Here is a 25441-nt window from a genome sequence, read left to right on the forward strand (position 1 = left end):
TTTGGCAATACCATGTTAGTGGTTCATTGCTTTTTTTGTTCTCCCGATTTAATATTTGCAAAGTCTTCATATTTTGTAAAATATTCCAGTCCTAAAACTAATAGTATTGAGCATATTGAATATACTTTCTGCATAATAAAGGCTAATTCCAAATAACTAAAGCCATAAAGGAAAAAGAAACAGTAATAAGTTAATAAGCATATTATACAGCAAAATTTAAGTAAATGTAGTTTTGACTTAAGGATAAATAAAGTAATAATAAATAGTCCAAACAATGTTAAAACAATTGAAATTGTTCCTAGGTCGTGGAAAGGTGTTGCAATTAAGAAAATAAAAAAAATGTTGGCATATCCTATATATTTTAAAATATTTACCCATGCTTTTAAAGAAATTTTTTTTGACATATTTATAAAAAAAGCACCATAACCAACCGATTGGAATGCCATTCCGAGAATTGCCCAAATCCTGCCAGGGTTTTCTGAACCATTTATCGCTTTCTCTGCAAACAAATTGCTAATAAAATTTTTTGACCAACCAAAACCCTCTGAATTCTTGTCAAGTAATGATCCACCTGGATAGGCTAACGCTGCAATTACGATTAATATTACTGAAATAGTCATGCATACAAAAACCAAATACTTCTTAATCATCTGTTTAATATTCTAGTCAAGTTCGTTATAAATTTGTGGCATAGTCGCGCTACAATGACCGTTAACTCTTAAATATACGCAATAGAATATTTTGCAATATATCGAGTTCCTTTTATTTACAGCTAATATAAGAAAAACCACACAGAAAATACATTGTACTTTTTGTGTGGTTTAATATAAAAGGTTATTCGATTTTATGTTGTTACTTCCCGATACAAAAATATTCCCTAACAATTCGTCATTTGTGACTTCACCAGTAATCTCACAAAATAATATAGCGCCTGACGAATATCTATCGTCATAAGGTCATACGATAGATTTTGTTGGATACTCCATTGCATTTTCTGAATTTCTTCTAGGGCTTTTAGTAACGAATCGTAATGTTTGGTATTGGTGATAATGGTTTCGTTGTTTCGTAAAGCACCTGTGTTTATCGTAAGTTAATTACTGTTTATGATTGGTAAAATTCAATAACTGATATTGTTTAGGAGTTATTCCTTCGTATTTTTTAAATATTCTTATAAAATAGTTACAGTCTTCAAAACCTGAGGCATAGGATACTTCGTTAATTTGAATATTTGGATTACTCAATAATTTCTTAGAATATTTAATTTTTTCGTTCAAAATATATTCAATAGGACTAATTCCTAATTCTCTTTTAAAATATCGATAAAAAGAAGTAGGACTCATACAAGAATACTTACTTAATTCTTTTAAGTTTATTGATCCGTGTATATTTTGTCTAATATATTCGATACTTGAAGAAATTGGGCTTTTTGAGTCAGGTAATTTTTCATTATTAAAAAGTATTGTTGTTTGTGTTTGAATAATTCTAATAATAAGTTCTTGTAAAGTTAAATCGGCAATAGCATCTTTAGTGATGCTTGTTCCCATACATTCTTTAATCAACTTGTTGATAACATTAGCTAATTCAAGATTGTTGTAGAAAAAATAATTTTCTTTATCTAGTTTCCATAAATTGTTTTTACCTTCTTTTGGATATTTTTCATTTAAAAAGTCTAGTGTTTCTTTTATTAAATGGTTGTCGATTGCTAAAGCTATACATTGAGTTGGATTACTTTTTGATGCTTCAGGGAAATCGATTTTCATTTCAACGTTTGAAGGAACAATAACAGTATCGCCAGGTACATAATCAAAGCTAGGATCGTCAAACAAATGCATGATTTTTTTTCCTCTAAGCATACTTGTTACAACAAGGTCATTAAATTTTAAAGGAACTAATTCAGACTCTTGATATGTTTCGAATAAATTTAATTCACAACTGTTTAATGTGAAAACGGTACGATTTTCAACCAAAGTTTTTAAAGACTTTTCTGGTGTTAAATCAGGAGTATAAAGTAATGTTTTAGATTGATACATTGATTGTAAGGGCTTTATCTTCTAATAAAAGTAAAAAGAAAAATCAAATTTTGGTTATTAATTTTGATTACAAAAGATTTTTTAACTAAATTTTAAAATAATCAAACACTTGTTTAATGATTATAAGTTACAGGTTTTAATTCTAATAGTTCTTCATTTGTAAAGAGTCTATACCTTATAATAAAAGTTTTCCCGTATGGAGTTTCTAAAGAAAAGCCACCAGCCCCAATGCCGTCCATAACATCAAGAATGAAATGAGCATTTTTCCAATACTCAAATAAATCTTTATCTACCCAAAAATTATAACCTTTGATTTGTCCGATACAAACATCATTGTATCTTAGGTAAAATCCATCTTTTTCAAAACATTGAGGTTGAGTTCCTTCACAACAACCACCTGCTTGATAAAACATTAAAGGGCCATGATTTTTTTCCAATATTTCAATAATTTGGAGGGCATTAGGGGTAGCTTCAATACGTTCCATACATCTATTAGAAAAATCCTAATTTATTTTTGTTATATGAGATTAAAATGTTTTTTGTTTGACGGTAATGTGCCAACATCATTTTGTGATTTTCTCTACCAATACCAGATTGTTTATAACCCCCAAATGGAGCTCCAGCTGGATAAGCATGATAACAGTTAGTCCAAACCCTTCCTGCATGAATAGCTCTAGGTATTTGATATAATTCGTGAGCATCACGAGTCCAGACCCCAGCTCCTAAACCATAAAGAGTATCATTTGCAATTTCTATTGCTTCTTCATTGGTTTTAAAAGTGGTAACGGCTAATACAGGTCCAAAGATTTCTTCTTGAAAGACTCTCATTTTATTATCTCCTTTAAAAACAGTTGGCTGAATATAATAACCGTTATCTAAATCCCCACCAAATTTGTTTTCATCACCACCTATTAGCAATTCGGCACCTTCTTCTTTACCTAATTTGATGTAAGTTAAGATTTTGTCTTTTTGAACTTTTGAAGCCTGAGCTCCCATCATTACAGTTGGATCAAGCGGATTACCTGTTTTTACTTGTTTTATTCGTTCTAATACTCGGCTTATAAAACTATCGTAAATTGATTCATGAATTAGTAGGCGAGATGGACATGTACAAACCTCTCCTTGGTTAAGACAATATAATACAGCACCTTCAATAGCTTTATCTAAAAATTCATCATCTGCATCCATAACAGAGGGGAAGAAAATGTTTGGAGATTTTCCGCCAAGTTCAAGTGTTACTGGTACAATGTTTTCGGTAGCATATTGCATTACTAATCTACCAGTTGCTGTAGAACCTGTAAAAGCAGCTTTTGCAACCTTAGGATTTGTTACCAATGGTCTTCCTAACTCTGAACCAAATCCATTTACTACATTTACAACACCTGGAGGAATAATTGAACCAATTAATTCCATTAGTACCATGATTGAAATAGGAGTATTCTCAGCAGGTTTTAATACTACACAGTTCCCTGCAGCAAGAGCAGGTGCCAATTTCCAAACTGCCATTAGCAGAGGAAAATTCCAAGGAATTATTTGTGCAACAACTCCTATTGGTTCGTGAACAATTAATGATACGGTGTCATTATCTAATTCGTTTATTGAGCCTTCTTCTGCTCTTATTACACCAGCAAAATATCTAAAATGGTCAATTGCTAGTGGTATATCTGCTGCTAAAGTTTCTCTTACGGCTTTACCATTATCGACAGTTTCGACAGCTGCAAGATATTCTAAATTATCCTCCATTACTTGTGCAATTTTTATGAGCATATTGCTTCTCTCTGTGACAGATACTTTACTCCAAGTTTTGAAGGCTTCACTCGCCGCATTTACTGCTAATTCGATGTCTTGTACATTTGAATGTGCAGCTTTTGTAAATACTTTTCCGTCTATTGGAGAAAATACATCAAAATATTTTCCAGAGGAGGGATTCTTGAACTCTCCGTTAACGAAATTATCGTATTTTTCTTTAAAATTGGGTTTTGAAATTAAATTATCCATAATTTTATCGTGTTTTTTTTATCAAAAATAAAAACATAAAACAATAAAGTATAGCATAATTTATTCAAGAAATAGCACAAATTAATCAATACGATTTTAGTCTCAATAATTATATTGAAACGAAAAATAGATTAGATATTATTTAGGATTTACTTCTAGGTTAGAAATCTAGAGTTGAGTTTATCACATAATTTGAAGTCTTGTTAAGCGATAGTTAGTGGTAGTTGTTTTATTTCTGTCATATTTTTAGTTCCATAATTGGCAAATATCTGTCCTTAATTGTTGTTTCAATTTGTCCAACTTTAATAAACCCAAAATAATCGTAAAATTTTTCTGCGTTTGGCTCAGAATCTAATATTATTTTTTCTATTTCAGTGTTTTTAATTCTATTCAGAAAATCATTCATAAGAAGTTTTCCAAGTCCGCGTCCAATATAATTTGGCAAAACAAATAAGTTGTCGAGTTTTACTTCTTTTTCATTCAAATAGATGTATGAATAGTATCCAATAGTTAAATTGTCAACTAATAGTTTGTAAACATTATTTGTTTCAATATAGCTTTTCGTTATTGTCAGTAATTCAGACCAATTTTCCATTTGCTCGTCAGAATATCCCCAATAAGCTTTTGACTTCTTAGTAATTTCAGTCAAAATTTCGTTGTCTTCTATTGTTGATTTTTTTATTTCCGTCATTTTTTTACAATTATCGCTAGCGTTCCGTGGCTTTGCGACTGTTACGATGCAAGCGGACGGATTATTTTCTAATTAAGATAAACGTTTTTCGTGAACACGTAAAAATAAAAACCAGCTATTGCGAGAAACGGCTGTTGTATCTAGTTTTTTTGTTTTAAATCTTCAACTTTTCTAATATCGCAACCAATTACAAAAATTCTACTTCTCATATCATTCAGTCCTCCATATGGAATTTTATCAATTGAATATTTGACTTCGCGTTTATCCAATTCGGATGTTAAACGATTCAACTCACTATCACTTTTCAGTATCGCAATGCAATGACTTTTTGCAGTTAGGTCAGTTTTAATCTGTTCAAAAGCAAAATTAACCGCTTCTTTTTCCGTTGGAAAATATTTTAAGTTTTCTCTTTGTCCACGTTCAGTATAGTACCAAGAATATAGATTCCCATTTTTTTCGATCCCATAACCTTCATAGATGAAATTACCGTTAATGCTATAACTATTGAAATTATAACAATTGTCTTCCATCCATTTTATTAAGTCTATTTCTGTTTCTGGATTCATTTCTGTAAAATTTGGTACAACGTCCCGTGGCTTGGCGATAGTAGCGGAAAAGAAGGCACAAGAGTTCAGTTTTGCACCACACTAGTATAAGCCAATTTCTATTTGCCAATTTATGAAAAAGAAAATAAAATCGGCTTATGCGGCGAAAGAAGTACAATTGTTAAAGTCATAACTTCAATCCGCCATTTCGCCAAACCCTTGTTAGCTGTTGCCCGATTATTTTCGGATTAATTGTTATTCAGTTTTTTATATAATGTCATAATGTTTCTGTCAAGACCTGTAGAATGACAAACTTTGTTGTTGCAATTTCAATCTTTGCTCTCGTTTATTAACTTCACTATAGTTTTTGTCACATTGTCAAATTCGATTAGTTTAATCGTTGTGCTGTTTTTATCTCAAAAAAGCTAAGGATATAATTATTACTACTTCAATAGTAAAGTATAAAACTCCATAAATAGTTAGGTTAGTGCTTGAATTAAGAATTATAATAGTAATCAAGCAATAAAGTAAATTAAATATAGCGAGGGTATATAAAAGTGGCTTCGAAAATTTTTTATTTGTAAACCAACATACAACACCAAAACAACAAATTGATAATGCAATGATTGCCAAAGTATTTATTTCATAAATATCTACTCCAAAAAATTGGTTAAAATTCTTAACGACTATGAACAACAAGACAGTTGTTACTGAAGCACCTAAAATGTCAATTAGAATAAGTTGCTTAGGATTTTTTAAGAATTTCATTTTGTGTAATGAGTTTGGAACGGGTTACAGCTTTATGTTCACGAGCGTGACGCTCGCGCCTGCAGGGGCATAAAACCCTTGTTAGCGGTTCGTGCAATTTATTTATATGTTTTTAACTTTTTGATAGTTGGTCATATATGGTATTGTAATTAAATTTAATGTAGTTTGATGCTGCAGCATTTTGTTGTAATTCATTTAAAATACATTGAAATGCTACTAAATCAGGATTTGAATCAAGCGCAACATATTGTCCTTTTTTAGCTTTTTGTCCGTCAATTGTTATATCCATGTCTCTGAAAATAACATATTTACCTATAACATGAATTATATTTGGTCTTTTGTTTAATGGTGTTGGATTATTTGAATAAAAATCGTCAATATGTTTTATAATTGTTTTTATTTGTAGACCATCGGATGCATAAATTATTTTGTATGGCCAATCTTCGTAGTTGTCCAAATAAAAATCAGGATGTATATTGTTAGTAAGATTTTGTTTGTCTGGAATTGAAGCAATATTTTTTAATGAATCAATAAGTTCTTTTTTATCCAATTTAGATTTAATTGAAGCAACTCCTAAACATCCATCTACTGGCACAAACGTTTTTCCATTTTCATCTTTCTTAAGATAGTCAAATCTTGGAGATGTATCGGTAGATATAATTACATCTAACTGTTTTGATTCTGAGCCATCTTCTCCGAATAAGTAGCCTCCTAAAAAAACATTGCTTTTTGATGGAGAATGTCGTCTTAAAAAGTTAGCAAAGGTTAATTCTCTATGTAATCCAATATCGGATGAGTTTGGATAAATGGAAGCTATTTTTGCCTCGGCTTCTAATGCTTGAGCTACTTTTAAAAAATAATCTCTCAATCTATCATAAAATATTTCTGCCATAATTTATTACTACAATTTCTGAATTTTTAGCCGCCAATTCTTCTCGTTTGGCATGCATGACCGCTAACTCTTAAATATACGCAATAGCATATTTTGCAATATATCGAGTTCCTTTTATTTACAGCTAATATAAGAAAAACCACACAGAAAATACATTGTCCTTTTTGTGTGGTTTAATGTTATGTTTTATAAATTTCAGGTTTTACTTCCCGATACAATATTTGAAGTTAGTAGTATTTATAATGCTTTACAAGGTTTGGGCAACAAATAAGCATCAAATTCTTATAAATAAAGACTTAAAAACAAGTAAATAAAGGAAAGTTGATTTATTTGTCAGCATGTAAATATATAAAAAAAGTCGCTACTATGAGCGACTTAATTCTAAGTAATTTAAACTTATCCTGCGATTTGAGAGCCTAAATACATGCTGTTTGATAGTTGTGTTCCATCAGCCGACATAAACGCTATAAAAAGCTCTAAAGTGTCTCCTGCATAGGTAGTTGGAATAGCTACGTTGTAAGAACCATCAACACGAGTGTTCCCATCCCCAACAATTGAAACAGATTCTTTTTTAGCTGGGTTGTAAACTAACAACATTACTTTATCAGTAGCATTTGCATTACTCTCAGCCGAGTTGTCTCCCCAAGTGAATGTAACCTCTCCAGAAGTTGAAGCATCAGCTGAAGGGTTTAAAGGCATTGATAAACCACCTCTACTCAAAAGTGCTAATGTGTAATCTACAATGTAATCAGGATCTACTCCTGTAATTGCATTGTTTAAGATGTAAGACATTGCAGCATTAAACTCAGTCTTTTTGTTTGCAAGGTTTCTGTAACCTGCTTTAACAAAAGGCTTAATCGCTTGTAAAAACTCTAAAGTCACAGTAAATTTTGTTCTTTGCATTACTTGACCTGCTGTTCTCGGATTTGCAACATTTGAAGGTTTAACTCTGATGTAGTCAATCCCTTTCCAGTTACCACCAATAACATTACCTACTTTACCTGATACTCCTCCTAGAATACCTTGATTAATTTTTCCCATTTGGATTAAAAATTTAAGAATTAAAAATTTGTTTGGACTTGATACGGCTTTGTCCAAGAGCTGTACCATTTGTGTAAATATAGGGCAATAATTGTGCTAAACTCTTGTAAAATAAGGCTTTGCAGTCGTTTGCGTTCTGTTGCTTTGTATGAGTTATGACAAGTTATTTATGACAAAGTGCAAAATAATGCAGGGACATTTTTTTAGTGTCATATATGACAAACTTTCAATGTGAATTTTAAAGAAAAAGCCCGAAAAAATCGGGCTGGGATTAGAGGTAATAATGAAGTATTGCAGCTTTTAATCTTTCTATGGTGTCTAAATTTTTGCTGTAGATAGTTGATAGACTTTCTAGTTTTTTGAGTTTTTCGACATTTTCAGTGTGTTTTTTGTGTTCCTTGTAGATATGTAACACTTTATTTCTGAAATTGCTTTTAAACTCCTGTAATCGAAGAAACGGAATAACTGAACCGACTAAGTGTTGATACCAGAATTTTGATTTCCATAAGCTTAATGCTATCCAATAGAGGTTTTCGGCTTCTTCTTCGGTTTTTACCAGTATTACGAAGCAGTTCGGGCAAGGTTCTTTTAGAGGTTTTCCGCTATTATTTCCTTTGCTTAAAACGAAGAAGTGGGGTTGGCTGTAAACTCTGTCTTTTTGGTGTGTAAATACGTTGTGATAAGTCATAATATCGGATTTAAAGTTATGCTCGCATTTCATGCTTCGCCATAAAATTTTTCAAAAGAAAAAAGGAAAAAAAAGAAAGCCATCTGTTCTAGTGAAGGGTTTCAAAAAAGCAAGTTTTTTTAAAAAAATACTACCCATATGGTTGAACTGGAATAGGGTTTTCGTTGTTTAATCGGGAAGTGGATTGGAAATTTTTGGGTGGAGATTTTTTTAAAAACCGTAGGCTTGAACTTGCTTTTCTGTAAACCCGAAACTTACCTTTGCATTCTTTTTTTTATTTTTTTTGTTTTGTTTCCTTGACTTAATCGGGAGTTGTTTTTTGGTGGGATTTTCTTTTTGAATTGGGTAGTTGTGAAAGGGTAACAAATTTTATGGGATGGATATAAAAACCATTGAAAAATCAAATAAAACTGCTTTATATCCAGCACAAAAATTTGTTACTCTTTCTTGGTTTTGATTTTTGAGGGTGCAAGAGTGTTGATTGAAATTAGGGTTTTCAATGCTTGCTGAAGTGTTGTTATGGAATTGTATTGCACCTTCAAAAAACAATGAAAATACTGTTCCTATTTCGGGTGGGAGCGTTGGAGTGCGGCTATTTTACATAATGAAATTATAGTTCAAAAAAATAACGTTTTTCCAATATTATCTCTTTTTTTTGAACTATAATGTTGCCATCATTATGTAAATATAGCTTGGGAGTGGTTTTAGTGTTGGGTTTCAGCTCTTGTTTTTGGGTTGGGAGTGCAGTGCTTTTATCTGGCTGTTTTTTGTGCGATGGGGTTGGGAGAATAAAACAGACAAGGAAAAGTACTGCACATAGGGAAAAACAAGTGCTGAGAGCGGTGGGAGAAACCACTTGAGCGTTGGGGAGCGTTGGGCTGGGTGGGATGCAAATACGACTGCCCTTAGGGCTAACCTATTTTAAATAATTCCTAAAATAACCAAATACTTCATCAATTAATAGTCTTCTATCTAAAAAACTATTGAATAGCTCACATGATGTTTCGGGTAATAAAGAACAACTAAAACAAGCTGACAAATTTAGATTACCAACTCCTTGACCAGTTGTGTGATAACAAATTGGATCTGTGGCACAATCTTTTGCTCTCATAATTGCAGATTGAATTAGTTTACCAATCTTATCATCATCACATAATGAAGTTAAGCCACCATAACTCCCTTCTGAACCTGCAATAGTATAAATTAAAACACCATTCATATTAGGAGTTTCACTAACGTAAATTCGTTCTTGAATTGATGTTGAAGGATAACCACATAAATATTCTAATTCTTTTATTATCAAATGTGAAAAAGTATGTATGAGTATTAGTTTAGGGTTTACTTCTATATCTTTGTTAAAAGCAGAATCAAAATTATGATAGTTGTTTAAAATTGGTTCAACTCTTGTTTTAATTAATTGGTTTGAATTTAACCAATTATCCAAATTATCATTGTCAAATTCAAAAAATATACCCTCACCAAAACTTTCAATGGCAGGTAAATATTTTGTTGTTAATCCTTTATTTGAGGTGTATTTTTTTCTTATTGCATCAACTTTGTTACTTTCAATATCTTCTTCTTTTAATGCTGTATCAATTGAGATAGGTTCTTGTCTTGTGTAAGATGTTTGAACAGATGTAAATTTTATTTTATCCATTCTGAAAATGGATTTTATTAAGTCATTTTGAAAATAATTTGAATCTACTTTGTCAAAAATCAATAAGTCTTTTATTTCGTCATTTCCTTTACTTGTAATGTATTTAAACTCATCAAAACGGTACTCATTTTCACTCTTTGATATTTCTACATCTCTTTCAATAAAATCATTATCAATTAATCTTTTTATTGTATCCTCAGAAATTGATACATTTTTATTTCTTTTTAAATCTTTTACAATTCTTGAAGGTTCATCACCATCATTATGCGATTCCTTAATATAATCTATTAATGTTTTATTTAACTCGTCTTTTGCTGGAATATAAATACTGGATAAAATATTGGGATAGTATACACTATTACTAGAACGAATAACAGGTTTAAAGAGTATGTCTTTAATTTCAGCATTTGGAATTAATTCTTGATTTTTAATTCTTAAATTAAACAAACCTGATAATGTTGTAAAATTTAATGTTTCACCCTCTTTATTTTTTGCAATAATATTAATACCACTTAAATCATCTAATTTGTCTGAGGTACGATATTCTAATAATAAATCGCTTGGTACATCTACATTAGATAAAGAAATAGTCTCTTCATTTGTATCAATATCTTTATTTTCATTGTTAGATTTTTCTCTTTTTTCTCTTTTTAACATTGACCATTTATCCCAAGGAATATCGGCAATATCTCCATTTGGAGCAGTTAAAATAAAACGTACTTGTTCTAAGTCAAAGAATTTTCGTTTACTATTTCTATTTTTTGCGTAACATTTATAACATTTTGGAGGAAAGAAATTTTCTTTATGATTTAGATCTACATTATTCAACCAATTGTATTTCCATTCTGTAATTTTATCAAATTTATTGCAACTACTACAATAGAACCATTCTGGAAAATAAGACGCTCCAATAGTATTTTGTTCGCCGTTTTGCAATTGAAAACCATTTTTTAAATCATTTACAGGAATTTTTACCAATCGTTCAAGATTGATAAAATATTTACTTAAACGATTTTTAAATCTAACATCTTCAATATTATTATGGTCTTGAAAGTTACCATCAATACTAATAAAAAAAGGCCATTCATCAAATGGTTTTATTATTATTGAACCGTCTCTAGTTTCAATAATTGAGCCAACACCACCATAAGCACTTATGGTTTTTCTAGTTTGTATTTGTTCGTATTTACCCATTTAATTTGCTAATTTTATTATACTATTCGTATCTATTTCTCTCATCGACATCATTAAGCTCCATTCATCCATATATGCGATTTTTTTAATTAACAGTTCGTAAGTTAAACCATCTTCTTTAGTAGTCCATTTTTTTACATATTCATCAAGTTTATTAATTGCATAATCACGTTGCTTTATGTTTTTGATTCTTTCAGATAAAAATGTTTTTAACTCATCAATATTTCCATTGAAATCATTTGCTTGATTGTTTTTGTATAACCCTTTTTTATGCCTAACATAAGCAACTAAAAGACTTGCCATAACTTTATCTACTGCAATTTCAGTAAATGGTGTTACACTTAATGGTTCCACATATTTGTAATAAGCATTGTGGAAGCTAACATAGTTCTCGAAATATGATTTATCTCTTGAACGGTTTGCATCTAATAGATTTATCACTATACCCATATCCTCACGACCAACTCTACTGGATGCTTGGATATACTCCGCTACATTTTTAGATTGCCCATTCATTAACATTACATTCAATCTTTTTATATCAATACCAACAGAAAACATATTAGAAGCTAATACTAAATCGACTGTTTTTTGAACATAATCCCTGCCTTCATATCTATTCAAACTAAAAGATTGTTCTAGTTCATCTAACAATTTTTTAATCGAATTACTCTCAATTCTACTTGTTAGTTCTTTTGTTCTTGATGGTAAACCAATCCAATTAAAAGCATATTTATCTCTACTAATATTATATCTGCTGTGAAGTAATTTTATCAAGGAAAGTATTTCAGCTGGAACTTTATTGTATATTTTACCAACGTCTCTTAAACTATTATAGAATGAAACAATTGTCCAGAAGTAGTTCATTTTATTTATGCATTCTTCATGGGATAAATTTTCATTTTCAATTAAATATTTGAATAATTCAATGCGAGCTATGAAAAGATTACCTAGTATTTGAATTTGTGAATTTAGACCTGTTTTACCTGTTGGCATGAAACCTATGTGCTTTCTTTTACTATCATTTGATACAAACGAGAAAAAGTTGTCGTTATAGCTTAATCCCATTGGTGGGAATATATTTAACTTTCTATTCCCATACAACATTTCAATTTGATGAGCCGTATTTCTTGTTGTAGCTGTTGAAGCAATAATCTTTGGTTTTCTATTTCCTTTTGTAGATAGTAACTCGACAATAGATTCGTAAATACCAGTTATAGAACCTAGTGGACCACTAAGCAAGTGCAACTCATCTTGAATAATTAAATCAGGTGGTAACTTATCTTTATCAATAGAATTAAATAACTTATGTGCTTCTTCTCTGTGTGAAATCATAGCAAATTTATCTACTGTAGCGAAAAGTAAAGTTGGTGGTGTATCATAGATTTTATCATCTACAAAATATATTGGCAATTCATTACTGAATGTACAAGTGTTATTTATACATTTTATTTTAAATGAATTTGTAGTTGCATGATAACCTTGTTCAAAAAAATTAAATTTGTTTTTTGATATTATTTTGCAACCACACCACGAACAATTTTCAATTGGGAATTTATTTGCTTTTTGAAAATCGTAATTTTTACTAGTGTTTGCACGAACTAAATTTTGCGAAATGTCATCAAATATTTTTTTTGCATCTTTAAATGAGTTGGGTGTTGATGAAGCACCAACCCACATACCTATTGAAATAGGAGTGTCTCCAAAATAATATTCATCTTTATTTTTAAATTGCTTTCTTAAAAAATCTAATGACAGGATAAGTTTTGTAGCACGTTCGAACTGTTGAGCGGTTAAAAGTCTTAGTGTATAACGCATAATTACTGCAACGCCATCTGCATTATCTTCATTTAAAATTCTTCTGCTAATGATGGTAAAAGCTGTTAATGCCAAGTAAGCTTCGGTTTTTCCACCACCAGTAGGGAACCACAACAAATCAACTATATTATTTCTGTCTACAGAATCAGTATTAATTAATGATTCTAGATTTAAAAGAAAAAAAGCTAATTGGAAAGGTCTATATTTTGGATTGAAAGTGGAATTTTCCCTAAAATAATCAAGATTATTATAATTTATATTTTCATCTATTTCTGTTAGTTCTATATTTTTTTTACCAAACTGTTTTTCATTTGAAACAAACATTTGAATATACATTGCAGTGTTTGCTAGCTTAAATGATTTGAATGCTTCTTCGTTTTCTTTTAAAAATTTAATATTCTTTATTAGTCTTTTGAAAGTTTCAGATTGTTTTCCAATTATATTAGTTTTTATATTTTGAAAACTATCAGCTGTTTTAATGCTAATTTGTTTATCAATCCATTTTTGATATTCATTAACAAATAAAAAGAGTTTATCTATAATTTCATCATTATTTAGATCTGACCAAATAGATAATTTTCTTAATTCTGTAATTGATTTTAAATCTTCTGGAAAATCTTCTTTAAATTCATTGCTATAACTCTTAATGTCTACTTCTGGCAAGAATGTTGTATTTAGTTCTGTAGGTTGTCTATCGTCATTCCATTTTACCGCACATCCATGTCCAATAGCAAATGAAAATTCTTCTCTATATTGGAAGTTTATTGTATTTAATTCTTCATCAAAAGGATTGTTTTCGGTAAATTGTTTATAGGGTAAGAAAGTTGTTCCATTCACTTTTATTTGTGCTTGAAACATTGCTTTTGAATTTAATCTCTCATTACTAAATGAAAATTTCTTTTTTGAATGTTGTAATCTATTAGCAAGTAAAATTTTTATAAACTTGCCGTGATTTGTTTCTAAAACCTTTTTAAAAAAACAAGTGATTGTATCTTTTGTTTCTTCTTCTATTTCTAACGGTATTGGAGTAGCTTCATTTGAATTATTTTCTTCAAGATTGATTTTGATTATTTTTTGTTCACAGGGTAAACGTTTCCAAAGTCTCCCTAACAGTAATTCGACTTTTTTATATCCAACAGAATCAATTAATTCTCTTTGTTGTTCATGTTCTTGAAAAGTTTTTTTATAGTTTCTAACATTTAATCCGCTTTTGCCAAAAGTTTCTTTATTAAACATTAGAAAGCCATTTTCAAAAATTAAGTGTTGTTTAATTGGATTAAATGGATGATTGTAAAATTTTTCAAAATCTTCTTGAGAGATTTCTACTTTGCCTTCAAGAGGTTTTAATTGTTTGTATTTAGCATAAATAAACTCTACTGTAATTTCCTTTTGTTCATTAGGAACACAAAAAGTTAAGCCAAAATTTGTTGGAAAATATTGATTAGCTTCGGAATATTCACTATCAGTATTTATTTTAGCTTTCTTTTCTGAGTTATCATCTTCAACTAAAATAGAATCATTATTATCGACTAAATCATTTGTGATTGAATTATCATTATTTATTGTTTCTGCATTTGCATTACATTCATTTTCTAAACCAAAACTATCTTGAATTGGGTCAACAATTTTTTCTGGAAATACAATACCTGAAAAGTATCTGCTTAATGGATAGTCGGATATGATTTCATTCTCAGCATCACTAATTAAAATATCAGAACCTGGTCCAATCAAGTTCTTTTGAATTGTATCTCTAAATATTAATCTAGGTTCTTCTATATACTTATTCTTCATTAGAAATCTTTTTTTGTTTTATAACTTTCTCGACTATTGTTTCGATTAGTTTTTCTATTATTTCATCGTTAAGCTTTGTAAGAGCATCACTTTTTTCAGTTTTATCAGAAGCAACATAATCTAATAAATCACTACCGAGTAATCTACCAGCTTGTTGTCTAATTGAATGATCTTTTTTTGAAAAAATAATAAATTTATCATAATCGGTAACAATTAATTCATTATCTAAACCAGTGCTTATACAATGATTTTTAATAGCATTTAAAACCTTAATTCTAGGAAATCTTGTACTTGAATTTTTATCAAAGTAATTTTTAAATGTTACGAGATTGATTCTATTTGAGTTGTCAAACAACTTTGAATGTAAATCTTCTATACTTCGGTATTTAGATAATAACTTTATTAAAGTTGTTTTCCAGCTTTGAGAATAACTATCAAATGATTTTAATAAACCCTCTGAATCAAATATTTTGAGGATTTTTTTAAATACTTCTGGGTTATTGTTTTGATAAAACCTGATTTTAGCACCTTCGTAAATTTCCCCAATTGTTGTTTTAATTTGTACACTATTTTCAATTAAGAAAATACCTTTTGTTGATTCAAATTTTTCAATAGAACCATCGGTAAAGACTATTTCATAAAGAATTTTATCTTTAGGTAATTCTAATTCTTCATTTGTTGTGTTTGATTTATCACGAAAATTATCTTCTAAATCAAAAAGACTATCTAGTGGGTTTGGTTTTAAATATTCTTCTTTAAGAGTAAATCTTGTTTTAATAAAACTATTTCTATCCTTATGACTAATTCTTGAATTTTCGTTAGCTAATTTATTTTTAATAAGCTTGTCAAACACAATTTCATCAATGTTTTCATAGCATAAAATAATAGTTTTTCCTTTCAATTCATATAATCTATTTAAAGTATCATAATTGTTTAAATAAGGAATTATAAATGTTTTATCTTCTGAATTAAACTCATCATTAAAACATTTTTCCCAATAAAGAATTTTATTGTCAATTCTCTTATCACTTACTAATACCACATTATTGATACGAAACTTTTGTAATTGGTTTTTTATTATGTCATAACTTTTCTTCTCAACTAATAAATAGAATTTTTGTAATTCCCGACTTTTACGAACTATTGTTTCCCATTTTGGATTTCTTTCTTGTAGAGTATTAGATATTGATTTAAAATGCTGAATGATACTTTCTTTACATTCATTTATTTCGGTAGGATTATATATATCATTTTTATAGAAATTATTTTTTAGTTCTTCATCAAAATTATCACTAGAAAAATAATGTAAAAGCCTGTCAGCGTATTCTTGATACATTCCTTTTGAAATATTAGAATCAACAACGATTATCTTATAAAAAAAGTTTAAATATCTAAATACGAATGAAAGATTAATATTTTTTTCAGTTTTGTATTTTTCTATTAAAGTTGAAAAATTATTTAACTCATTATAGAGATCCTCAAATTTTACAACTTCTTTACTTATTATTTTTAAATTCTCATTGTTAGAAAGTCTAATTTCTTGATTTGACCATAACCATTTTTTAAAAGGATATTCGTTTGAAGGTTCGTTTGTTCCAATAATGATTATATTTTTAGCTTTTCCTTTCCATTTAGATTCTTGCAATAGTTCTGTGAAACAATCCCTATACTTTGTATCTCCAATTATTACAACTTCATCAAAGGAATAATCTTTGTCGAATAGATAATTTTTAGCAGTTTTAAAATCGTTGCAACACTCAATTAGATAATTAAAAAATGGAAGTTCATTTTTGTTTTTACCTTTTTTATTTGTGTAGTTTACGGGTAACGAGTCATTTTCTTTAAAAAATTTTGTATCTGCTATAACTAATGTTCTTTTAGAAAAATCGGTAATGAATGGAAAATTAACCCCAAAATTTTCATTTAAAAATTCTTTATAAGCATTAATATATTTTACAGTATTTCTACCATTAGTTAAATTAGGGTTGATTTTAGTCTGATTTTTAAAAGGTATTAATGTATTAACTGCCCCATTTTCATTTTTTTTAGGGAATCTTAAATGTATTCTTAAAGTATCTGGACCGACACCTTTAACAATTAAAATTCGATTTTCTTTACCAATTTTACCATATACTAAATCGTTAGTTTGAAGTATTGGTTTATGATTATTATGATAGAAATAATTTTGAAATAACTTAATTAATACAACTGAATGGAAAATAGAAGCAAAAAAATTTGGTCTATATTCATCTTCAGGTATGCTTATAAAAAAATCATCCTTTTCTTCATTTAAAATATATTTATAAATCAAGTAGAAATTAATATAATCAAAACTTGAAAAGTTTTTAAAGGCTATATTATTTAGGTTAAAATCATTTTGTATGTGTGATTTTACTTCTTCTGTTACTTTCTGAATGTAATTGTCTATTGCTGTACCCATAATTAAAATATTTTTACAAAAACCATAATATCTCTTTACCGTGTGGCGGAATGTTTCCGCTTTCGAAGTGAGGTGCTATTTCGGCTACCATTTCTGGGTATTTGATGGTTATGGGTACGTTTTGTTGTCTTAATGATTTCCAATATAATCTACTGAATTGATATACTTGCTCAATTAGTTTTTTGATTTCGAAATTGTCTAAATCTTCTTCGTTATTGGGTGATGAAATTTTTAGTTTTATTGGGAATGGATAGCCTTCTTGTTCTGAATGTTTTTCGGAATCGTTGTATCTTGTATTGTTGAAAAGTAGGTATTCTTTTTTTCCAATGTTTATTATGGTACCACTTTTTGGCATTAAACGATTGTACCAATTATTATCAAAAGCAATTAAGTCTTCTGAATTGGTTTTGTTAATGTTGATGATGTATAAAGGACAATCGAGATTTAGCCTGTTCATTTTTTGAATGATGGGTTTTAACTCTTTGTCGCTCATTTCTTTGTAAAAGTGAATTACTACTTTGGTTGGGTTCTCTTCAAGGTTTGCATATTGATGTATTGCATCGCAAATTGAACCTGCTAACAGATTTGTATCACTTTTGGTAAAGTATTCGAACTTTTTAAATGAACCACTATTGTTGAAACTAAAAGCACTTGCCACGTAGTTAGTGTTTTCGTCTACATTTTTAAAAGCTCCAACACCTATAATTAAATCTCTGTTTGAACTTGTGGAAAGCTGCCAAGGTTTCCCCTCTAATTTAGCTAACAAGGCTAATGATATGTTGTTTAATTCGAATTGATAGTTGTTGATTTTTGATTTTAGTTTTTCAAAATCAATTACTTGAGAAATAATTCTTCTTTTGAGTAATTCTTCTTTTACTCTGTAATATACTTTTTTGCGTGCTTTATCTTCGTCAAACTTTGCAATAGGACTAATGTAAAATGCTACATAAGTGTTTTCGTAATTGAAATTACTATTGTTTAATTTTTCTATAATCTCAGGTAATGGATTATTTTCATCTTTGTATTTTATTGCTAATGTTTTTTCAGTGTGGGATTCTATATTAGCAAATTTGTATAAACCTTTGTAGTATGTTCCTGTCCCTTTTTGTAAATGATTATGCAATTCTAAACACACATCAGCGTGACTTTCGTGAAATATGTAAAAAATCGTAATGTTTGGTTTTGGTGAAGTTACCAAAGCACCTTTTGTTGGAAAGTCTAGTTTTGGAGTAAAACCAATTTCACCACCTTTGAATACAAGGTCATTGCAACTTCTGTCTACATATAATATTCTTGTTTCCTCAACAGGTAAGTAGTTTAAGGAATGTAAGGGAATAAGGGTTTTAAAATCTGCATTGTTTAAGTAGGTTTGAACAAACTCATCAATAGCTGTATTGTAGCGTATGTATCTGTTTTTTGTTCTTTCTACTTCTACATCGATATTTAGTTTTGAAGCTAACTCACGATTGAGGATAGGCCACGATTTTTCGAGGTCTATACTTGTTTTTAGTTCTGCATCAATTTTTTGATAATTTAGTACAGATTTGTCATTGATAATCTTTTTTATGTATGTTGCTGGGACATCTTCTAATACTTCTAAAACTGATTTTTTACTCATTTTTGAAGTGTCGTCATAGGCTATAACTAACTCAGGAAATTTTGAAACTTTACTGAATTGTATTTTTAATGAAAACTTATTGAATACCCAAAAGTCTTTCTTTTCTTCCGTTTTATTAATAACCCAAACTTGAGGTTCTTTGATGAAGTTACGGGTAACTACTACACCTGATATGGATTTAAAATAATGGTATAATTTGTAGTTTAGAAAATCTTTATAGAAAAAAACATTCTTATCATTGAAATCAATTTCTAACGGGGTAGTGCCTTCGACATTTTTATCGAAAGTGGTGTAGATTTTCTCAATACCCTCATTTCCTAGATTTGGGAAAATTTCTGTTATGTTGTTTGGGTGGTTTGATTTGTATACCAAAACACTTCCTTTAATTTGTTCTAAACTAAAGTAAAGTGTTATTGGCTTTTGTGGCCAGTCAAAAGTTAGTAGGTTGAAATACAATTGTTGGCTCATATTGTGCTGTTTTAAATTATTCTAGTTTTTCAATCTTTTTAAAGTGTTTTAGGATTTCGTCTAATTCATTATCATCATTGTGCTTTGCAAGGAGTAACCTATTGTCTATTGTGCAAAAGCATTTTCCGTTTAGTTTTTTAAAGTTTTTCTCAACAAATGTTTCGTAATCTTCTGTTTTTAAAAGGGATTCATAAAATTCAAAACCACAATCTTCTTTATCATTGAAAAAATCTAAAAAATGATTTCTAAAGGTGTCTTTAATTTCTTTACGAAATGATTGTATTTCAAATTCGTTGAAGTTTGTATATGCCTTTAAAACGTATAAAAAATTGATTTTATATTGATGTACAAATAATGTATCTCTATCAAATAATCTGTCTTCAAAATGGCAGGAAGGTATTGGTTTACCCTTTTTCTTTATTGAATGTATGTCATAGTTTTCAATGTCGTCTATATAACCATAAATAAAGAAGTTGGGTGATATGTTATATCCTTCTGTTGTTTTATCTCTATATCTTAAACTACCTAAATGATTTTGCCCTTTTTTATTTAATAAATCAATATTGAATTGAATTACATTTTTAGCATAAGTAAATTGTTTATACTTTGATACTTTTCCTGCTGAACTGTCTGATTTGTAGTATTTAGAATCACCAATATAGAAAATATTGCTTGTATCTATTAATGATTTATAATCGTAAATGTGGTCAATGATTTTACCATCATCATTGTTTTTTAACTTGTCTATGGTAATGCCATCAACTTCAAGTGTGTTTAATTCGTCTGAAAATAATTTATCTACCATATCCTCAAATACTAAATTGTAATTGCTGATTGCTAAAAAATCTTCTCTTTTTCGTTTAATACTACTTTTGTCAAATTGAGAGAAATACATTTCACATAAAACATACATTTTCTTTAAAGTGTCGTTAAAGTATCTATGTTTTATTTTTCTAAGTTTAGCACTTCCATTTAAACATAATCTATCAAATGACTGCCCTTTTATAAGATTGAATGATTTATCAATTTTTAGGTTTAAGTTATGCTCTGTACTGAGACGATTTAGGATTGAAAAGAAATAAGTTAGTAACTCTTCTTCTGTATTTATTATTTTCTTTTTATTTGTAATTTCAACATAAATAGGTGTTTTACCATTTGCTAAAATAGGTAATGACTTCCTAATAGTTTTCTCCCATTTTGGCTTTTTCGCTTGATTTGAGACAAACTCTATGTGTTTGAATAATATTTGTTGTTTGTTCTTTTTATAGAAGTTTACAAAGCTTAATAATAGGTCCAAAAAAGAATATTCTTTATCTCCTAAATTTGTGTTTAGCTCAAACGTCTCGGTATTATGAATTATAGAAGTGTCGGTGTATCTCTTTTTAAACTCCGTTAAACTGTTATAAAAATGTACTGATAATTGACGAACCCAATTGTATTGTGTTTTATGCTTTATGGATTCATTTTTTATTAAATCAACTAATTCACTTTTTTCGCAACCAAATACTGTTTTTTCTTTATCCTTCATAAAGACTTTTGGCAGCATGAAAACTAAACTATTTTTCTCAAATGAATGGTAATACCCTACAGACGTAATTGTTCCATCCAAACCGTTTTGTTTATAAAACTTTGGATCATCAAATACTTCTTGAAGTAAATCGATTGGATATATTTCGTTCTCTATTAGGATTTTCATTCCCTTAAGTTTATTTATTATTTTTTATTTATAGTAACATCTAATGTGTTTAGAATTTTTAGAACTGCTTCTTTACCTTTGTCATCTACAGGAAAAAACTTTTCATAAGCTAAGCCTTTAAAAAGTGTGCTATTCTCATCTTTAAAAACATCATTCCATAAATAGAAAATAACTTTATTTACAAATGATTTTAAAGAAATGTGATTGTTTGCTAAATCAGGCATTATGAAATAATTACCCAAACATTTATCCATGCCTAGTGACTCATTATCCATAATGTGATTCAAATTTATTTTTTCAATAAATTCTATCCATTCGAAAGTTGTTGTATCGTCAATTTCTACTATAAATTTAAACGATAAGTTATCATCGTTTTGATTGTTTCCATTTTTATAAGTGATAGGTATGTATTCCCAGTCCCATCTTCTTTTGAATGCACTATCCATTGGAAATAAAGATTGGTCTGAGGTATTCATCGATGCATAGATAATTAAATTGTCAGGTAACCTCATTTTGTCACCTTCAATGCCTTTTAATCCATCACCTTTTAATTCCTTTTTTAAATGGTCAATAAGTTCATCGCTTGGAGAAATTGAGTATTCGGGATTTCTATCTAATAATTGAAAAATATCACCAAATATTTCAGCACAATTACCTCTATTTATTTCCTCAATTACTAAGTAGTAATTATTTTTTTCAATATCATTCCATGCTTTAACATAGATATTTGTGAAAATTTGAGGAACAAATTCATATTTAATTTCTCCATTTTTAGAAGTAGGTTTATATCCTCCCACAAATGAATTATAATCATAATCAGGATGAAAAGTAACTCTTTCTGTGAATTGTTCTTTACCTTTAACTATATCTTTAATCTTATTTGATTTACCAGTTCCTGGAGCACCGTAATAAATTATGTTTTTGGATTTTGGTAAATCAGTTTCATTAATTGTATTAACATTTTCAGGAACAATTATTTCAATGTTTGTTGATTTTGGTGACAAATTAAGTTTTGTATTTACTCTTGAAGAATATTCTTTTAATTCCTCAATTTCTATATTTGAATGAAGTTTAAATCCTTCATTTCTAGTGTCTTCAATGTAATAATTTAAATTGTCGCTGAGAGAACTCTTTAGAATTCGTAACGGACCAACTTGTTCAATTGAATCATTACTTTCTACAGTATTTCCTAATATTATTTCTTCGTAAATACCAATTTGTTGAAACATAATTTCTGTCCCAGAAACTCTTATTTTGTATGTGGTTTCTTCTGAAAAAGTTGAAAGTAATTTTGATAATTTGTTATTTACTGAATCATCAGTCGAACCTTTATTTATGATAACATTAAACAAGTAATTTTTAAATCTTTCTGATAGTATATTTTCCTCGTTACTAAATGTTAATTCTATTAAATCAACATTAGTTGAGAAAAATATTTTCTTTGAATATCTATTACCGCCAGTTCTCTCAATAGTGTTGGCTTTATTTTTATCTTCAAAAATTATTTCGCCTAGTTTCCAATATAATTGTAATGCTACTTGTAATGATTCAATATGTTGAGTAAATAATGGAGAGTTATTAAAATAGTCTAAAAAAACATTTTTATCAATACCTTCAGAATTAATTTGTGAATCAAAAAAATTAAATATAAGGGATTCATATTCTTCCTTCAATTTTATAGCAATTTTATTATTGCTGTTTGAGTATTCAACACAAAAAACAATTTCACTTTTTTTAGTTGCTGCATAAATAGAATAAAATACAGCTAATAATTTATTTATATCAGGTAAAGAACATTTAATTCCTAATCTTAAATTTAATTCTTCACGGTTTACAATATTTTTTGGATTAACTTTCATTGTTTATATCATTTAAAATTTGTTTTGCTACTGCTGATGCTAATAATGGAGGAACTGCATTCCCCACTTGTTTCATTTGACAAGTTTTGGAACCATAAAAAATAAAATTATCAGAAAATGACTGAATTCTCGCTGCTTCTCTTACAGTTAAACATCTATTTAATATTGGGTGTGTGAACAATCCCGATGAAGGAGTGTCAAATCTTGTTGTAATAGTTGCAGCAATACCATCCTCTTTTAGTCTTGACCAAGTACCACTAAATATAGATTTTGTACGATGTTCTTCAGGTAACACCTCTTTACCTTTACCAACTGGAATTAATTTTAGTCTTTCAATTGCAAGTTTTGAATGTTTTGTTGCTATATGATTATGAACAATTTTTGATTTGTTTCGTAGTAGTTTTTGATAATTTGATATATATTTAATTTCACGATACTCAGTAACTTTTTCACCCTCACCAGATTCAATAAAAGGCAAATCATAAATAGCTTCTTTTACTGTAACTTTATTTTTGTTAGGTTCAGGAAAATCAATAATCTTTGATTTTAATGTACCAATAAAAAATGCTCTTCTTCGATTTTGTGGAACACCATAGTCTGATGCATTTAAAGTTTTTGCATTTACTTTGTATCCAATCTCCTCAAATCCCTGAACAATTTCATTTTTAAAAAAACCATTTGCAGTCGTCAATATATTAGGCACATTTTCCAAAACAAAATAATTTGGTTTAAAAATATCTACTGCTTCAATAAATTTTTGAAATAAATAATTTCTTTCATCTTTTATACTTAGTCTTTTGCCTTTTTGAGAAAATCCCTGACAAGGTGGACCACCAACAATAACATCAACACTTCCGTGTTTTTCTTTTAAAACATTAAAATCAATTTTAGCAATATCCTCTGCATATACATCAGTGTTGGGATGGTTTAATCTGTATGATTCTGCAATTTCTTTATCATATTCAATTGCGAACTCTACTTCAAAACCATTTGAAATAAAACCTTGTGACAGACCACCAACTCCAGCAAATAAATCAATAATTCTTAAACTACTCATTTAAAATTCTATTTTTTGAAATTTCAAAATATTCTTCGGATAATTCAATGCCAATAAACTTTCTTTTATGTTTCAATGAAGCTACACCTGTTGTTCCACTACCCATAAAAGGGTCTAGAATAACATCATTTTCGTTTGAAAGCAACTTTACAAAATGTGACATTAACTTTAAAGGTTTCTGAGTAGGATGTTTACCGAATTTTTTTTCTTTAGCTGTTGTTAATGATGTTTCAATAAAGTCATGGTGCATAATACCATCATTATTGAATGTGCCTGAAGTATCATTATATATAAAATAAACCCATGCTTCAGTTGAATTAACAAAATGAATATTCATGTTTCTAGGCATAGGATTAGTTTTGTGCCAAATCCCAGTTGTTTTATAGTAAAACTTATATTCTGATGCTATTTTTATTATGGTTTCTAGTTTAATCAAAGACATAAACATTAATAATGAGCCACTTTTTTTAAGTATTCTACTACTTTCTTTGAAAAATTCTCTCATTTCTTTTTCCCAATCTTTTTGAGATAAATTATCCCAACCAGCGTAGGCAAATTGATTTTCTCTCATTTTAACTAAGTTCGTATTACGATTGTGCATAAATTCACCTAAGTTATAAGGAGGGTCTGTTAGAATTAAATCAACACTATTACTACCGATAAATGCCATTAGATCATTACAATTACCATTTCCTAGCAAACTATTATTTGTAATTGCTTCAAAGCTAACATTTGTTTTTTTTGAGGAAATAATAAAATCCTTTTCTAAATTATTCTCATCCATATAGTTGAATAAATCAACATATGGTTCTTCTACTAGAAATATTTCTCTCTCTAAATTCTCTATATATACCATTTATTTCTAATTTGATTTAAAATTTTCATTTGCAACTTTTAAAATTTCAGAAGCATTATTCTCTTCTTTGATTAAATTATATACCTGGTCTGCCATCCAAATTGTACATAAATCTTTTTCATTTGTTTTTAAAACTGATGCTAGAATTGGAATATGCTCTCTTTTAGCTCTTCTTTCACCTCTTTCAATTTTGCTGAGCATAGCGGTATCCATGTCTAAAGCATTAGCTAATTGTCTTTGCAATAGATGGTTTTGTTCTCGTAATTGCTTTATGTGTTCTCCGAACTTCATATTACTATAAATGACTTGTCAAATTTTGTCTAATGTAGGAAAA

18 protein-coding genes and 1 pseudogene are annotated in these 25441 nt (G+C 28.9%); all 19 read right to left on the reverse strand.

Going from position 1 to position 25441, the window contains the following annotated elements; translation table 11 throughout:
- Positions 1–23 precede the first annotated feature (23 nt).
- The 19 genes and pseudogenes from LJY17_RS01925 to LJY17_RS02015 all read right to left on the reverse strand — a co-directional run bounded on the left by LJY17_RS01925 (position 24) and on the right by LJY17_RS02015 (position 25398).
- Positions 24–650, reverse strand: a complete 627-nt coding sequence (locus tag LJY17_RS01925) for a hypothetical protein (protein WP_264542186.1) — start codon at positions 648–650, stop codon at positions 24–26.
- A 171-nt stretch (positions 651–821) separates the two neighbouring features.
- A pseudogene (locus LJY17_RS01930) lies at positions 822–1084 on the reverse strand (hypothetical protein); the annotation flags it as partial.
- Positions 1085–1094: 10 nt separating this feature from the next.
- Positions 1095–2030, reverse strand: coding sequence for an AraC family transcriptional regulator (locus LJY17_RS01935; protein ID WP_264542187.1), 936 nt, complete (start codon positions 2028–2030; stop codon positions 1095–1097).
- A gap of 113 nt (positions 2031–2143) precedes the next feature.
- Positions 2144–2515, reverse strand: a complete 372-nt coding sequence (locus LJY17_RS01940) for a DUF779 domain-containing protein (protein ID WP_264542188.1) — start codon at positions 2513–2515, stop codon at positions 2144–2146.
- A gap of 7 nt (positions 2516–2522) precedes the next feature.
- Entirely contained in the window at positions 2523–4028 is a 1506-nt protein-coding gene (locus LJY17_RS01945; protein WP_264542189.1) for an aldehyde dehydrogenase family protein, read from the reverse strand.
- Between the two features lie 238 nt (positions 4029–4266).
- Entirely contained in the window at positions 4267–4719 is a 453-nt protein-coding gene (locus LJY17_RS01950; RefSeq protein WP_264542190.1) for a GNAT family N-acetyltransferase, read from the reverse strand.
- 140 nt (positions 4720–4859) lie between these two features.
- Positions 4860–5285 carry a hypothetical protein gene (locus tag LJY17_RS01955; RefSeq protein ID WP_264542191.1) on the reverse strand — a complete coding sequence of 142 codons (426 nt, stop codon included), beginning with the start codon at positions 5283–5285 and terminating at the stop codon, positions 4860–4862.
- Between the two features lie 859 nt (positions 5286–6144).
- Positions 6145–6924 (reverse strand): DUF6602 domain-containing protein, encoded by a 780-nt coding sequence (locus LJY17_RS01960; protein WP_264542192.1) that lies wholly within the window; start codon positions 6922–6924, stop codon positions 6145–6147.
- Between the two features lie 396 nt (positions 6925–7320).
- Complete coding sequence (locus LJY17_RS01965; RefSeq protein ID WP_264542193.1) at positions 7321–7965, reverse strand: DUF6266 family protein; 645 nt, start codon at positions 7963–7965, stop codon at positions 7321–7323.
- A 271-nt stretch (positions 7966–8236) separates the two neighbouring features.
- On the reverse strand, positions 8237–8653 hold the full coding sequence (locus LJY17_RS01970; protein WP_264542194.1) for a DUF6943 family protein: 417 nt from the start codon (positions 8651–8653) through the stop codon (positions 8237–8239).
- 916 nt (positions 8654–9569) lie between these two features.
- Positions 9570–11504, reverse strand: coding sequence for a DUF1998 domain-containing protein (gene drmB / locus LJY17_RS01975; protein ID WP_264542195.1), 1935 nt, complete (start codon positions 11502–11504; stop codon positions 9570–9572).
- Entirely contained in the window at positions 11505–15113 is a 3609-nt protein-coding gene (locus tag LJY17_RS01980) for a helicase-related protein (RefSeq protein WP_264542196.1), read from the reverse strand.
- Positions 15103–17553: a hypothetical protein gene (locus tag LJY17_RS01985; RefSeq protein WP_264542197.1), complete on the reverse strand. Its 2451-nt coding sequence runs from the start codon at positions 17551–17553 to the stop codon at positions 15103–15105. The genes LJY17_RS01980 and LJY17_RS01985 overlap by 11 nt, the downstream gene beginning before the upstream one ends.
- A gap of 13 nt (positions 17554–17566) precedes the next feature.
- Positions 17567–19639: a Piwi domain-containing protein gene (locus LJY17_RS01990; RefSeq protein ID WP_264542198.1), complete on the reverse strand. Its 2073-nt coding sequence runs from the start codon at positions 19637–19639 to the stop codon at positions 17567–17569.
- A gap of 16 nt (positions 19640–19655) precedes the next feature.
- Positions 19656–21335 (reverse strand): hypothetical protein, encoded by a 1680-nt coding sequence (locus LJY17_RS01995; RefSeq protein WP_264542199.1) that lies wholly within the window; start codon positions 21333–21335, stop codon positions 19656–19658.
- Positions 21336–21352: 17 nt separating this feature from the next.
- Positions 21353–23194 carry an McrB family protein gene (locus tag LJY17_RS02000; RefSeq protein WP_264542200.1) on the reverse strand — a complete coding sequence of 614 codons (1842 nt, stop codon included), beginning with the start codon at positions 23192–23194 and terminating at the stop codon, positions 21353–21355.
- Positions 23184–24251, reverse strand: coding sequence for a DNA cytosine methyltransferase (locus tag LJY17_RS02005; RefSeq protein WP_264542201.1), 1068 nt, complete (start codon positions 24249–24251; stop codon positions 23184–23186). Before LJY17_RS02005 ends, LJY17_RS02000 begins: the two co-directional genes overlap by 11 nt.
- The gene (locus LJY17_RS02010; RefSeq protein WP_264542202.1) at positions 24244–25107 is read right to left on the reverse strand and encodes a DNA-methyltransferase; all 864 of its coding nucleotides are present in this window, start codon (positions 25105–25107) and stop codon (positions 24244–24246) included. Before LJY17_RS02010 ends, LJY17_RS02005 begins: the two co-directional genes overlap by 8 nt.
- A gap of 6 nt (positions 25108–25113) precedes the next feature.
- Positions 25114–25398 (reverse strand): helix-turn-helix domain-containing protein, encoded by a 285-nt coding sequence (locus LJY17_RS02015; protein WP_264542203.1) that lies wholly within the window; start codon positions 25396–25398, stop codon positions 25114–25116.
- Positions 25399–25441: the final 43 nt, after the last annotated feature.

It is taken from the genome of Flavobacterium hankyongi, assembly GCF_036840915.1.
GTDB classification, from domain to species: domain Bacteria; phylum Bacteroidota; class Bacteroidia; order Flavobacteriales; family Flavobacteriaceae; genus Flavobacterium; species Flavobacterium hankyongi.

Excerpts from the sequence above, each read along its gene's own strand:
- LJY17_RS01925 (WP_264542186.1), bottom strand. The coding sequence starts at position 650 with ATGATTAAGAAGTATTTGGTTTTTGTATGCATGACTATTTCAGTAATA.
- LJY17_RS01935 (WP_264542187.1), bottom strand. The coding sequence starts at position 2,030 with ATGTATCAATCTAAAACATTACTTTATACTCCTGATTTAACACCAGAA.
- LJY17_RS01940 (WP_264542188.1), bottom strand. The coding sequence starts at position 2,515 with ATGGAACGTATTGAAGCTACCCCTAATGCCCTCCAAATTATTGAAATA.
- LJY17_RS01945 (WP_264542189.1), bottom strand. The coding sequence starts at position 4,028 with ATGGATAATTTAATTTCAAAACCCAATTTTAAAGAAAAATACGATAAT.
- LJY17_RS01950 (WP_264542190.1), bottom strand. The coding sequence starts at position 4,719 with ATGACGGAAATAAAAAAATCAACAATAGAAGACAACGAAATTTTGACT.
- LJY17_RS01955 (WP_264542191.1), bottom strand. The coding sequence starts at position 5,285 with ATGAATCCAGAAACAGAAATAGACTTAATAAAATGGATGGAAGACAAT.
- LJY17_RS01960 (WP_264542192.1), bottom strand. The coding sequence starts at position 6,924 with ATGGCAGAAATATTTTATGATAGATTGAGAGATTATTTTTTAAAAGTA.
- LJY17_RS01965 (WP_264542193.1), bottom strand. The coding sequence starts at position 7,965 with ATGGGAAAAATTAATCAAGGTATTCTAGGAGGAGTATCAGGTAAAGTA.
- LJY17_RS01970 (WP_264542194.1), bottom strand. The coding sequence starts at position 8,653 with ATGACTTATCACAACGTATTTACACACCAAAAAGACAGAGTTTACAGC.
- drmB (WP_264542195.1), bottom strand. The coding sequence starts at position 11,504 with ATGGGTAAATACGAACAAATACAAACTAGAAAAACCATAAGTGCTTAT.
- LJY17_RS01980 (WP_264542196.1), bottom strand. The coding sequence starts at position 15,113 with ATGAAGAATAAGTATATAGAAGAACCTAGATTAATATTTAGAGATACA.
- LJY17_RS01985 (WP_264542197.1), bottom strand. The coding sequence starts at position 17,553 with ATGGGTACAGCAATAGACAATTACATTCAGAAAGTAACAGAAGAAGTA.
- LJY17_RS01990 (WP_264542198.1), bottom strand. The coding sequence starts at position 19,639 with ATGAGCCAACAATTGTATTTCAACCTACTAACTTTTGACTGGCCACAA.
- LJY17_RS01995 (WP_264542199.1), bottom strand. The coding sequence starts at position 21,335 with ATGAAAATCCTAATAGAGAACGAAATATATCCAATCGATTTACTTCAA.
- LJY17_RS02000 (WP_264542200.1), bottom strand. The coding sequence starts at position 23,194 with ATGAAAGTTAATCCAAAAAATATTGTAAACCGTGAAGAATTAAATTTA.
- LJY17_RS02005 (WP_264542201.1), bottom strand. The coding sequence starts at position 24,251 with ATGAGTAGTTTAAGAATTATTGATTTATTTGCTGGAGTTGGTGGTCTG.
- LJY17_RS02010 (WP_264542202.1), bottom strand. The coding sequence starts at position 25,107 with ATGGTATATATAGAGAATTTAGAGAGAGAAATATTTCTAGTAGAAGAA.
- LJY17_RS02015 (WP_264542203.1), bottom strand. The coding sequence starts at position 25,398 with ATGAAGTTCGGAGAACACATAAAGCAATTACGAGAACAAAACCATCTA.